The organism is Bacteriovorax sp. BSW11_IV, from assembly GCF_000447755.1.
GTDB lineage: Bacteria > Bdellovibrionota > Bacteriovoracia > Bacteriovoracales > Bacteriovoracaceae > BSW11-IV.
In genome coordinates, this window is the sequence record NZ_AUNE01000040.1 from 37,792 (window position 1) to 49,870 (window position 12,079).

General features: G+C 37.5%; 12 protein-coding genes. 9 read left to right on the top strand and 3 right to left on the bottom strand.

Annotated elements, in window-relative coordinates; translation table 11 throughout:
* Positions 1-84 precede the first annotated feature (84 nt).
* Genes M899_RS11040 through M899_RS11060 form a run of 5 tightly spaced genes read left to right on the top strand, consistent with a single transcriptional unit; the run spans position 85 to position 5,395 of the window.
* Positions 85-1,053, top strand: coding sequence for a putative lipoprotein (locus M899_RS11040; protein WP_021271561.1), 969 nt, complete (start codon positions 85-87; stop codon positions 1,051-1,053).
* A 17-nt stretch (positions 1,054-1,070) separates the two neighbouring features.
* The gene (dctP, locus tag M899_RS11045) at positions 1,071-2,033 is read left to right on the top strand and encodes a TRAP transporter substrate-binding protein (protein WP_021271517.1); all 963 of its coding nucleotides are present in this window, start codon (positions 1,071-1,073) and stop codon (positions 2,031-2,033) included.
* Entirely contained in the window at positions 2,033-2,527 is a 495-nt protein-coding gene (locus tag M899_RS11050) for a TRAP transporter small permease (protein ID WP_021271518.1), read from the top strand. Before dctP ends, M899_RS11050 begins: the two co-directional genes overlap by 1 nt.
* Positions 2,528-2,536: 9 nt before the next feature.
* Positions 2,537-3,796: a TRAP transporter large permease gene (locus M899_RS11055; RefSeq protein WP_021271557.1), complete on the top strand. Its 1,260-nt coding sequence runs from the start codon at positions 2,537-2,539 to the stop codon at positions 3,794-3,796.
* A gap of 18 nt (positions 3,797-3,814) precedes the next feature.
* The gene (locus M899_RS11060; protein ID WP_021271522.1) at positions 3,815-5,395 is read left to right on the top strand and encodes a hypothetical protein; all 1,581 of its coding nucleotides are present in this window, start codon (positions 3,815-3,817) and stop codon (positions 5,393-5,395) included.
* Positions 5,396-5,458: 63 nt separating this feature from the next.
* Here the strand turns inward: M899_RS11060 and M899_RS11065 are convergent, their stop codons facing one another.
* Positions 5,459-6,085, bottom strand: coding sequence for a hypothetical protein (locus tag M899_RS11065; RefSeq protein WP_081653806.1), 627 nt, complete (start codon positions 6,083-6,085; stop codon positions 5,459-5,461).
* A 161-nt stretch (positions 6,086-6,246) separates the two neighbouring features.
* Positions 6,247-6,894 carry a hypothetical protein gene (locus M899_RS11075; RefSeq protein ID WP_021271507.1) on the bottom strand — a complete coding sequence of 216 codons (648 nt, stop codon included), beginning with the start codon at positions 6,892-6,894 and terminating at the stop codon, positions 6,247-6,249.
* A 415-nt stretch (positions 6,895-7,309) separates the two neighbouring features.
* On the opposite strand from M899_RS11075, the gene M899_RS11080 reads away from it, so the two are divergent.
* Positions 7,310-7,765, top strand: coding sequence for a hypothetical protein (locus tag M899_RS11080; RefSeq protein WP_021271563.1), 456 nt, complete (start codon positions 7,310-7,312; stop codon positions 7,763-7,765).
* Here the strand turns inward: M899_RS11080 and M899_RS11085 are convergent.
* Complete coding sequence (locus M899_RS11085; protein WP_021271519.1) at positions 7,762-8,742, bottom strand: DHH family phosphoesterase; 981 nt, start codon at positions 8,740-8,742, stop codon at positions 7,762-7,764. The two genes, M899_RS11080 and M899_RS11085, sit on opposite strands and share 4 nt — an antisense overlap.
* 143 nt (positions 8,743-8,885) lie before the next feature.
* On the opposite strand from M899_RS11085, the gene M899_RS11090 reads away from it, so the two are divergent.
* The 3 genes from M899_RS11090 to M899_RS11100 are packed head-to-tail and all read left to right on the top strand — an operon-like array spanning position 8,886 to position 12,071.
* Entirely contained in the window at positions 8,886-9,812 is a 927-nt protein-coding gene (locus M899_RS11090; RefSeq protein ID WP_021271545.1) for an ABC transporter ATP-binding protein, read from the top strand.
* Between the two features lie 10 nt (positions 9,813-9,822).
* Entirely contained in the window at positions 9,823-10,533 is a 711-nt protein-coding gene (locus tag M899_RS11095) for an ABC transporter permease (protein WP_231370275.1), read from the top strand.
* Between the two features lie 2 nt (positions 10,534-10,535).
* Positions 10,536-12,071 carry a GldG family protein gene (locus tag M899_RS11100; protein ID WP_021271515.1) on the top strand — a complete coding sequence of 512 codons (1,536 nt, stop codon included), beginning with the start codon at positions 10,536-10,538 and terminating at the stop codon, positions 12,069-12,071.
* The last annotated feature ends 8 nt before the right edge of the window (positions 12,072-12,079 follow it).

The following is a 12,079-nucleotide window of genomic DNA, read 5'->3' on the forward strand; positions in this document are numbered from 1 at the left end:
AATGCTTGAAAATTATTGCAATCTAGAGACATTGACTAAGAATTTGACGTCTTATTTTTTCACACTAAAAGTTGGGTGGGCCCCATGAAATTGCCAATTTTAAGCACAATTATCCTAATATCGACATTTATGTCATCATGTTCAACCCTGAGAAATAGCGCCGTAGGCATGGCCTCGCCACTATTTATGGAGGGCTCAAAAGGCCTAGAAAAGGAAGGGGACCTCGAACTTTTTAAATCTTCCACTCCTGGTAATCTCAAATTGCTAGAAGGATTATTGGAAGTTAAACCAAAAGATCTTAATCTGCTTTCTAGTTTAGTGAAAGGTTATGGTGGTTACGCATTCGCTGTAAATGAAACAGCTTTTCTAAAAGATTCTCTTCAAGAAAAAGATGATACTCAAAATAAAGTAGAGGCCCTTCGCAATTATTCAAAAGCAATTTCTTATGGGCTTCGTTATTTAGAGGCGAGTGGAATTAGTTTTTCTGAACTTGAGAGATCGCTTAAAGATCAGGGAGGAATGTCTAAACTTCTTTCTGATAAACTAAGTGATTCTCCTCGTGACATTGATGCCGTACTTTTCACTGCGCAATCGTTAGCAGGCTTAATCAATTTGCAAAAGACAAATATGGCCTTAGTGGCACGTCTAGGTGTTGCCAAAGGAATGTTTGACTGGGCCTGTGCCTTAAGTCCTGACTTTAACTTCGGAATGTGCGATATTTTCTTTGGCGCTTATGAAGCGGCAAGACCTCGTATGCTAGGTGGAAATCCTGAGAAGGGAAAAGAGATTTTCTTAGCGGCCATGAAAAAGTGGCCAGAGAATGCACTGATAACTGTGAGCTATATTCAGTACTATCTCATTCCAATGGCAGAAGAAGATGAGTACCGCCAGTTAAAAGTAAGACTCGAGAATTTTAAAAATGATTTTGATAAGAGTTTGGTTTGGAGTCCTGATAATGCAATCAGTGTAGGTCCAGAAAGACTTAGACTTTATCAATCAATTGCTCTTGAGAGATTTAAAATAATTAAGAGATTAGAAAAAGAAATATTTTAATTTATTTGGAGAATAGGATGAAAGGATTTTTATTCGGACTTGCCCTTCTTACTCAAAGTGCACTTGGTGCAACTTTCAAGTTAGGAGTTGTTGCTCCTGAGGGGACAAACTGGGCCAAGAACTTAAAGAAGATGGCCAGTGAAGTTAAGGAAGCTACAGGTGGCGCCGTTAATTTTAAAATCTATTACGGAGGTTCACAAGGTGATGAACCGGATGTTTTAAGAAAGATTCGTGTTGGACAACTACAAGGTGGAATTTTTACTGGTAAAACTCTTGGTGATATCAATGGAGATGTTCGCGTAGTTGAAATCCCTTTTACATTTTATGATAACAGAGTGAAGGCGCTTGCTACTCTTGAGAAGATGGCGCCATATTTTAATAAAAAATTTGATAAAGAGAACTTCACTAACCTTGGTTTCTTTGAAATTGGACTTGTTTATTTTGTTTCGCAAAAGAAGACAGGGGATATTGCTAGCCTTAATGGTTTAAAAATTTGGTCATGGGAAGGGGATCAACTTGTAACAAGTATGATTGAAACAATGAATCTCATTTCAGTTCCACTACCTCTGCCAGATGTTTTATCGTCGCTTTCAACAGGAATTGTTGAAGCTGCTTACGCTCCACCGCTAGGGATTCTTTCTCTTCAGTGGAACACAAAAGTTAAGTATATTGTAGATTTCCCAGTAGCATATTCTGTTGGGGCGTTTCTTCTTGATAAGAAGAAGTGGGATAAAGTGAGTCCTGAAAATAGAAAAAAAGCTGAAGAAATTTGTGATCGCTATATTAAAGAGATCAATAAAGTAAATTCTCAGGATAATACTGATGCTCTTGCTGCTATGAAATCAATGGGGATTGAATTTTTAGAATTCCCTAAAACAGATGTTGAAAAAGGAAAAGGGATCAGAGCTGAAATCGTTAAGAAGCTTACTGGGAAACTTTTCTCAGCAGAAGCACTTAAGATGCTAGAAAAAGAGATGTAATGAAAGTTATTTTCGCACTAGATAAATTCATCGAAAAGATCACATCTGTAACAATTATTGCAGCAGTTTTTGCGATGCTGCTTTTGAGTGTTCTCAATATTGTCATGCGCTGGTTTGGAAGTTCATACTTATGGATTGACCCTCTCGTAAGACACCTTGTCTTTGCCAGTGCATTTCTAGGTGGTGTTTTGGCCACAGGTAAGGGAACCCATATCGGGATCGAAATTCTACCAAAAATTTTAGAGACAAAAGAAGGGCAAGAGAAAAAGCTAATGGCCATTAAGGCCTTCATCGCATTGGTCTCAAGTGCTGTTCTTATTTGGCTTGTGAAGGCCAGTTATGATTTTGTTCTCACAGAACTTCAATATGGTAAGGAAGCGTTCTTGGGTATCCATAGCGGATTTCTCGTTATGATTATCCCAATTGGGTTTGGCATTATTGCTATTCGTTTTATCCTTCAATTTTTCAAAATCATTGCACATCCAACAAAGTAAAGGAATACAATGGGAATTGCCTTAGTTAGTTCAATCATTTTTTTGGCCCTTCTTGGAACTCCACTGTTTATAGTTATGAGTTTAGCGGCCCTTGGAGCCTTTACTCTTTCTGAGGTAGACGTTTCGGCCGTTGCTGTTGAGATTTATAGACTGGCCAGTGCTCCTACGTTACTAACAATTCCATTATTTACTTTTGCTGGTTACATCATGGCGGAGTCTAAGGCCCCTGCTAGGCTTCTTCGTTTTGCTGAAGCTGCTCTTGGATGGTTGCCTGGTGGTGTCGCAATTGTTTCATTAGTTATTTGTGCATTCTTTACGGCCTTTACTGGGGCGAGTGGTGTCACGATTATTGCTCTTGGCGGGTTGCTCTATCCCATTTTGAAGAATGAAGGGTATAGTGAAAAGTTCTCACTTGGACTCATCACAACTTCAGGATCTCTCGGACTTCTATTCCCACCAAGTTTACCAATCATTCTTTATGGTCTTGTGGCCAATGTTGATATAGATGAACTTTTTAAAGCAGGAATTATTCCAGGAGTCTTTCTAATTTTAATTCTTTCTTTCTGGTCAATCCGCCAGGGGAACTTAAAAAGAACTCGCAAGCCTTTTAGTGCGAAAGAGTTAGTTGATTCATTTAAGGCCTGTTTTTTCGAAGCGCTTTTACCTGTAGCAGTTCTTTTTGGTATCTATGGTGGTTATACAACAGCGACAGAGGCTGCTGCTCTTACGGCGTTTTATATTTTGATCGTAGAGTGTTTTATCTATAGAGATTTAAATTTCATCAAAGATATCCCAAAAATTATTCTCGATAGTATGGCGCTAGTAGGGGGGATTCTTCTTATTCTTTGCTGTGCACTTGGTTTAACGAATTATTTAGTAGATGAAGAAGTTCCAATGAAGATTTTTGAACTTATGAGAACATTTCTCCATGATAAATATTCGTTCTTGTTATTCCTAAATATCTTCTTGCTAATCGTGGGAAGTTTAATGGACATTTTTAGTGCGATAATTGTAGTCGTGCCATTGATTGTTCCAATTGCAAACGAATTTGGCGTTCATCCAGTACACCTTGCAATTATATTCTTAACAAACCTTGAGATTGGATACATCACACCACCGGTAGGTATAAACTTATTTATTAGTAGTTTTAGATTTAAAAGGCCTGTAACAGAGCTTTATAAATCATCTCTACCTTTTTTGTTTTTGCTACTTTTTGCACTGGTGATAATTACCTACATTCCACAACTTAGCCTCTTTTGGGTAGAATAATCCTTGAAAAGGATGTGTGTGAAAAAGAAATTCATATTGGGGCCTTTGGCCCTTTTTTTTATTAGTTTTTTAAGTTTTGGACAAGGATCTGATCCTCGCGATTTTTACGATGAAGTAAGAACAGGTCAAAGAGATACTGGTCACTACTTTGGGCCAGTTGATCCAAGATTTAAATTTGATCAAAGAAGAGGGGACCTCAATTACCTCGACTCAATTTATACGGATGAATATTTCTACGATACAATTCATTCTGGGTTCTTTGATTTATTTTTATTTTGGAATAAAGATGTTTCTCTTTCTTCTGCTTGTCCCAATGAAGATCTTGGTCAAAACATCCGTTATATGCGCTACCTCTTTAGACTTCTTTCTATGAGTTACCTCTATGAAGGTCTAAAAGATTACCAAAGATTTCTTTTTGAAATTGGAGCGAGCGAAGGAAGTTGTTCAATTACATGGAAAGATGTTTTTGAAACTTGTCAGGCGCAATCTGTAGAAATGAAAAAATTTGTGAGAAGGGTAAAAGGGAAAATTTCAGAGAGACCTGATTTCTCTTCATTCAAAAAAATGTCAAAAGATGAACTTCGCCAAGCTGTGACAGATTTTCATGAATCAAAAATGCAAGGACCGGCCGTAGCGCGCTTAAAATACTGGTGTAAGGATAATGAAAAAGATTGTGCAAAGCTTTCGCTCAAAGATATGGGCAAGGCGCTTATTCAATCTTGTAATGAAGATAAAAAATTGATTAAGCAAATCTGTTCTGAAGAAGATTTGATGTACGGTCTTACCAATGTTGAATTATCTGTATCACTTCTTATGCAATCAAACGTGGCCAATATTATTAATTCGAATGGAACGGGATATAGCTGTTTAAAAAGATATCAAGATATTTTTAAGAAAGATGAAAATTCAAAAGATGTGATTAAAGAAATTTTTCCATCTGTTTATGCTCATCTTATTGCGAATAAAAACGTTTATCTGCAAGGTGAGATTTTTCTGCCAGGTGCTCTAAAAGAGTTTGATGATAAAGGTCTTAGTGACTTCATTTACAAAGAAGAGCCTAAAGTTGTTGCAAAACCAACTCCAAAGCCTGTTGAAGTTAAAAAGGAAGAACCAAAAGTCGTAGCCGTTGCGCCAGTGGTTGTTCCTCCTCCAGTTGTTGTTGTGCAACCAAAGCCAGAACCAAAAGTTATAGAGAAACCACTTACTCAGTTTGAAAATGCTTTGAAAAAAGTTTCAAAGGAAGACTTTCCTCGCTTTTCTATCAATATGGGTCTGATGAAAGAAGAACCATTTTTAGATGACAATACTTTGAAGGCCCTTGAGGGACCACTAAAAGAATATCAAACGCGAGAAGCTCTAACTGATATGAGAAACTACGACAAATTAGGTTCTAAGGTCGAGCCAATGAGACTTATGTTTCTTCGTTATCTCTTAGACAATGAATTGCACCAGGGGCTTTATAATATTGTTTCAGTTCTTGGGACTACGTTCTATGTTGTAAATGATATTGAAGGGAAAGATTCACCGGTTTATGTCGAACTTCGAAATGATGAATCGACTTCTTACCAGTGGCAATTAACAATTCTAAAAAATCCATAAAAAAAATGGGCCTCATTCGAGGCCCGATCCTTTTGGAGTATGTCTTTTTATCTGATATTTTGATTAATATCTTTTTTGAATTCTCTTAAGTCTTTTTTCCATTTTTCCAGAGATATCTAGAAGAAGAAGTAAACCTGAGTTTTCAAGATTTTCATCTTTACCAACTAGAGAAAGGTTACCAACTCTGTTGCCACCAGCGTGGAAACGAGTAGTAAGAATTCCACCTTCCATATTTAGACCATCAACTGGTACCCAAATACCAAAAACTTTTGGTCCTAGGTAGAATCTCATATTTTCAAGCCCTTCAACTGAGAATGCTACTGCTGGAAGTTTTCCACCAGAAACACCTGGAAGTGCTCTACCACCTGGTAGTGTTACAGGATCAAGATTTAAATTTCTATCTAGTACGTCGTCTAGAGAAACAGAGAAGCTAAGTAGCGTTCCATCCGATTGTAGATCAGGAGAAATTTCTAGGTAAGAGTCATTGAATTTTGGAATTCTGAATCTTACTCCGCCTTCAAGTTGAAGGTTCTCCATAACCATAGAGATCATAACGTTGTCTTCACTAAGTGTAACGTTTGGTCCTTTTACACCTGGAATTTCCATGTTTGTGTCTTTCCCAACACAACCAAAGAATGAAAATGAAAGCACGAGACAAAAAAGTACGTGCAACGGCAATGTTCTTTTCACTTTAAAACCCCTTTTAAGAATTGTGGTTGTAAAAAATTCTTTTTTACATTTTCGGATTGGGAATAAATTGCTTTATAGGAGGTTTTTAGGAATTGTTCTGATTTACTGGAATATTGGTGGGTTAGAAAAAAGGGGAGCGAATGCTCCCCGAGAAATTTTGTCTAGTATTTTTTAGCAAGTTTCTTAAGTCTCTTCTCTGCATAACTAGAGATGTCTAGCATAAGAAGGAAACCTGCGTTCTCACCATTTTGGTCTTCACCAACAAGTGAGATATTACCAATTCTTGTACTACCAGAATTGAATCTTGCTGTGATGATCGCGCCTGGTGCACCAAGTTTTTTAAGTGGGACCCAAACACCGAACACTTTTGGTCCTAAGTAGAAGGCCATGTTTTTAAACTTCTCAATAGAGAAAGCTACTGCTGGTAGTGAACCACTTGCCACACCTGGTAGGTTTCTTCCACCTGGTAAAGTCATTGGGTCAAGTCTACTTACACTTCCATCAAATACGTCATCAAGTGAAACAGAGATTGACATTAATGTACCTGTAGAGAATACATCTGGTTCAATCGCAACATACGAGTTTGGATACTTTGGAATGGCGTATCTCAACCCACCTTCAAGTTCTAGATTCTCAAACGTCATGCTGATGATTACATTGTCTTCTTGAAGAACAACATTTGGTCCATCAACGCCTGGAATTTCTAGTTTAGTGTTACTTTTTCCACAGCTCGTAAAAAGAACTGAAAAAGAAAGCATTAGTGTCACAAGGACGGCCTTTGAGTTTCTTAAAGCTAAAGCTGAATTCATACGGGTTCTCTCTAAAGAAACGTCGTTTCTTTATCGAGCCTAAGGTTTCCCACAACTAAAACGTACTACCACAACTCACGTACCACAAAACCATTAGGTAAAAAAAAGATTTTCTCTCACAAGTAGATCTCGACAACATTGTCGGCTGTAAAAAAGATTCTAGCGATACAAGTGTTTTGATCAAGTATTTCTTCGGAGGACTTTTGACATTTCTTAAGAAGAATTGTCAAAAAAAAGAGAAAAGCACAACAATATTCAAACGTTGAATAGCCCGTCTGTTAAAGGTTTTCGAGCATTTTTGTTGAAAATTAGTCATAAAAACGTACTAAAATGGCGCCTCAAAAAGTGTGCAGGGTAATTGTGTCTCTCTCCATTGATCTAAGTAATTTTGATAGAATAGAGTTGGGGGTTTCCTATGAGAATATTTAACGCTTTTGAAAATCAAACAACTCAAACGACAAATCGCAAGACGCATAAAAAAAATGCGGCCAGTGAAGGCGCTGGAGAGTTAAAAATTTCTGATGAGCGAGTAAAGCAGCATGCCCCACCGAACGTAAATGAACGTGATGTAAGAGCTAAGCTTGAGAGGGCCAAGCAAAAGAATATGGTTATGACTCCTGTTAAAAAAGTTAATAATCATATTCCTGATCATCCAGAAGCAGTGAATGCAAAGAAAGCTGAACGAGCGCCAAGTATTGATACAGAAAAGAAGGAAAGCGAAGAGAAGAAAGACCTTCTTCTTAAGAGCGATATCGCTACAAATGATCCAAAAGATCCGAGAGTTCAGGAAAAACTAAAAGACGCCCTTCAAAATGGCGCCTTTAAATTTAACGATAAAGAAAGGGAAGTTCTCGCCCAAATTCTAGGTTAGCTCTCTAGCATCGCCTGAATTTTTTTGATCGTCGATTTTACGACTTCATTGAAATCACCCTCTAGAATCGTTGCCGCAGAGTGATTGTGACCACCGCCCCCAAGGGCCTGGGCCATAATTCCAACATCAATTTCATCCACAGCTGAGCGCAATGAGACTTTAACCTTGTTGCCAATCTTTCTAAACATACAGGCCACTTTGATATTGTCGAGAATGAGTAGGTGGTTGATAAAGCCATGAGTATCTTCAGCATCTGAGTCATGAAAATCAATCATCTCTTCACTTAAGCTAATCCACGCTACAGTTTCATCTTTAGTGGTTTGGGCAGAGCTAAGAACTTTGCCAAGAAGTTGCATATAGCCAATCTTCTTTGTGCCATTGATGCGATTAAACGCCTCGGGAGGTTTTACTCCTGCATCCATAAGCTTTGCAATAATACGGTGAGTGTTGCCCGTTACCGTTGGATAACGAAAGCTCGACGTATCAATGATGATGGCCGTATAAAGGGCCAACGCTATTTTTTGATCAAATTCCACACCAACAGCTTCGATGAGATTTCCCACAAGCTCACCTGTGGCCGCCATATTTGTATCAATACAGTGAATGGCCTGAAGCTCTTTCGGGCAAGGGTGGTGATCGATAAAAAGAAGATCGCGCGATTTTAAAACAAGCTGTTGAACATTTGTTCCAATGCGAGGCAGTGAATTTGTATCAGTCACGATAAAAAGATCGATTTCAGCAAATTCATTTTTCTTATATTCATCAAGGCTAATGATTACGTTATCAGGATCGAGATAGCGGTAGCGATCGAACAAAGGTTCTTCGTTAACGCAGATGGCATTTTTGCCAAGTTTTCTAAGGGCCATACACAAAGCAATCTGGCTGCCAATGCCATCGGCATCTGGATGAATGTGAGTGGTAATGACGATATTGTTGGCCTTTTTAGTCAACTTTTTAAAATGTTCTTTAATTCTCATAGGTCACTTATCGGTTAATTTTCATTTGGCCTAAACCATGAATATCTTAACACAAAGTTTGCCTGAAGTTTTTTTTCAAAATCAGTTATTTTTGCTATGCTTTTTTATTATTGGTCCTATGCAAATTATGAACTGGAGTTAAGGTGAGCTCGATTGCCATTGAATTAGATCAAGTTGTAAAAGAATACCCAGGTCGTCTGGCGCTTAAGGGGATTTCTTTTCAAGTAAAAAAGGGAAGAATTCACGGCTTTTTAGGTCCAAATGGGGCCGGAAAATCCACCACGATGAAAATTATCACGGGGCTTTTAAGAGCAAATTCAGGAAACGTTTCCATTATTGAAGGGGAGCGTATTGGATTTTTGCCAGAAAATCCCCCGCTATATATGAATATGAAAGTTGAGGGCTATCTCCAATATGTGAAAAACCTCTATTCTCTAGATAAAGACCATGGCGGTGATTCGCTTGAAGTCATTATGAAAAAATGTGGACTCCTCGATGTTAAAGAGCGTCTCATTAGAAATCTATCTAAGGGATATAAGCAAAGAGTCGGCATTGCTTCAACTCTTGTCCACAATCCAGAGATTATTATTTTAGATGAGCCTACGGTAGGTTTAGATCCAAAAGCAATTTTAGAGATTCGTGATCTCATAAAAGAGCTGAGCCGTAATCATACGATCCTGCTCTCAACGCACCAATTATATGAAGCGAATCTTTTATGTGAAGACATCACTATTATAAATAAGGGTGAGATTCTTACGACAGGGGAAGTTTCACAAATTCGTGAAAAAATCTCAGGTGGTCAAAGGCTTTATGTTGAAGTTGAAGGTGCCCGTTCTGAGATTCTTGAAAAGATGGTACAGGAGTTGCCAATTGAACTACGTGATCAAGTGCTTGGCGATATTTCATCTTTTAAAGTGTTATCAAAAGAGGCCCACGATATTCGTTCTCGTTTAAGCTCTTTTCTTGCAAAAGAGGGCTGCATTGTTCTCTCCCTTAAAGAAGAGACAATGGATTTAGAAGGAATTTTTAAAGAAGTGACATTTGGAGTTCAAGATGCTCAAGGGAATTAATTTTCTAGTAATGAAAGAGTTGAAGGATTATTTCTCTTCACCACTTGTTTATGTTTTGGCCTCTTTGTTCTCGGGAATCATGGGACTAATTTTTTATAATTATCTGATTTCTTCAAATGAAATAACAAATTTAAGTATTATAGATACAATCTTATTACCAACATTTGGGGCGATGAATTTTCTTCTTATGTTTATTGTCCCCCTTTTGACGATGGGACAGTTTTCTGAAGAGAAAAAAAATCAAACTCTTGATTTAATCATGATGTCGAATTTGAAGCCATCGGCCGTAATTGTGGGAAAATTTCTCTCAACTTTCATCGTGGTATTCTTTTTAGTGGCCTTGACATTTATTTTCCCTATTATTTTAGGACTATCGGGATTTTCTGATTGGGGCCTGGTCTTTACAAATTATTTGGCGATTTATTTATCTGTAATGGCCTATATTTCAGTAGGGCTTTTTGCCTCGACTTTAACAGAGAATCAAATTATTTCAGTTGTCGTGACCTTCTGTATATTATTTGCCTTACTTCTTCTCGTAAATATGGCGCAGGTTACGGATAACTATATTGTTGGTTTAATTATTCAATACTTTTCAATTGGATTTCATCATGCTCATTTTTCTCGTGGGCAATTGGTGAGCTTTAACTTTATTTACTATTTTAGTTTTGTTGGATTCTTCTTTTTTCTCACTCATAAGTCAGTGGAAGCGAGGAGATGGTAATTATGAAAAAATCATTAATCTCACTGTTCAATATAGTTAACGTTATTCTTTATTTTGTCGTTGTTGCACTTTGGTTGTCTGTTTCTGATGAAATACAACTTTGTCTTTTTGTTTCAGGTGCTACCATAGTCATGAGTTTGGTGCTCATTATTATTCAACGAGATCGTTTTAAAGATCTTTATTCGTCACATTTTTTCAAAGAATTTACGAATACCGTTGTTCAGGCATTTCTTATCTTTTGTATATTGGGATTAGTAAATTATCTGGCATTCAAAAATCCTTTGAAAAAAGATTATACCAATTACAATAACAATTCCTTGTCAGAACAAACTGTGAAAGTCGTAAAGTCTGTTAAAGAAAAAGTTAATGTGAAAATCTTTAGTGATAAAACTTTTTTCCCTAATATCAAGGCCCTCTTTGAACTCTACAGACAAGAAAGCTCACTTTTTGAATACGAATTTATTGATGCGGCCATTAGACCTGATCTTGTTAATAAAGAAGGCATAACACAAGTTCCGGCCCTCGTTGTAGAAATGAGTGGGAAGAAACAAACGGTTCTCAATATTCGTGAACTAGAAATAACAAATGCACTTATTAAATTAACAAGAGATAAACTACCAGTCGTCTATTTCCTAACAAATCACCTTGGTCCTTCAATCGCTGATGAGTCCGACCAAGGTTTAAGTTATTTGAAAAATTTTATCTCAAAGCTTGCCTACACTGTTAAGGAACTCGATCTTTTGGCCGCTGGAGAAGTTCCAAAAGATGCTGATGTCTTAGTTATTTGGGGTCCGAAAACAGGATTTGATAAAAATGAAATCAGTGCACTTGAAAGTTATATGAGAAGTGGAAAGAGCTTACTGGTATCTCTTGATCCTATGTTAAATGGCGATGTTTTAAGTGATTTAAGAAATTTCCTTATTACATGGGGAGTTCGCGTCTCTAACAACATTGTGGTTGATAAGGGGAGTTTTATTCGCGGTTCAAATGGTTTGGCGCCAATTGTTCAGGATTTTTCAAAGCATAAGATTTCAGATGGTTTTAATGGTCAGCTTTTCTTTCCCGTATCTTCGGCCATCGAGTTTGCTGATTCTCCTCTTCATAAAGGGAGTTTTCAGTATTTAGCAAGATCGAGTGGGGAGAGTTGGGCCGAGAACGATTTTAACGAAGTGGCCAACGGCCAAGTTGAATTTACTGAAGGCGTTGATAAACTTGGGCCAATTGCACTTGCTGGGACTTGGACTGGTCATGGGGCAGAAGGCGAAAGGCCTTCTCGTATTGTTGCTTTTGGAAATTCTACATTTGTAACTAATCAATATGGGCGAATGGTGGGTAATTATCTCTTTTTAACAAGTGCAGTGGACTGGTTGAGTGGAAGAGATCTAATTTCTTCTTTCGATAGACCAGAACTTAAAGAAGAGCCTGTCTTTATTGGTGGACCACAAGTTGGGATCATTTTTTATTTTTCAGTGCTATTCTTGCCAATTGTATTCATTATAGCTTCAATTTTGTTTTATAGAAAAAGGCGATTGTTGTAGGAAATTGT

What these genes read in the sequence shown, in the direction of transcription:
- M899_RS11040 (WP_021271561.1), top strand. Translation starts at nt 85, where the DNA reads ATGAAATTGCCAATTTTAAGCACAATTATCCTAATATCGACATTTATG.
- dctP (WP_021271517.1), top strand. Translation starts at nt 1,071, where the DNA reads ATGAAAGGATTTTTATTCGGACTTGCCCTTCTTACTCAAAGTGCACTT.
- M899_RS11050 (WP_021271518.1), top strand. Translation starts at nt 2,033, where the DNA reads ATGAAAGTTATTTTCGCACTAGATAAATTCATCGAAAAGATCACATCT.
- M899_RS11055 (WP_021271557.1), top strand. Translation starts at nt 2,537, where the DNA reads ATGGGAATTGCCTTAGTTAGTTCAATCATTTTTTTGGCCCTTCTTGGA.
- M899_RS11075 (WP_021271507.1), bottom strand. Translation starts at nt 6,894, where the DNA reads ATGAATTCAGCTTTAGCTTTAAGAAACTCAAAGGCCGTCCTTGTGACA.
- M899_RS11080 (WP_021271563.1), top strand. Translation starts at nt 7,310, where the DNA reads ATGAGAATATTTAACGCTTTTGAAAATCAAACAACTCAAACGACAAAT.
- M899_RS11085 (WP_021271519.1), bottom strand. Translation starts at nt 8,742, where the DNA reads ATGAGAATTAAAGAACATTTTAAAAAGTTGACTAAAAAGGCCAACAAT.
- M899_RS11095 (WP_231370275.1), top strand. Translation starts at nt 9,823, where the DNA reads ATGAAAGAGTTGAAGGATTATTTCTCTTCACCACTTGTTTATGTTTTG.
- M899_RS11100 (WP_021271515.1), top strand. Translation starts at nt 10,536, where the DNA reads ATGAAAAAATCATTAATCTCACTGTTCAATATAGTTAACGTTATTCTT.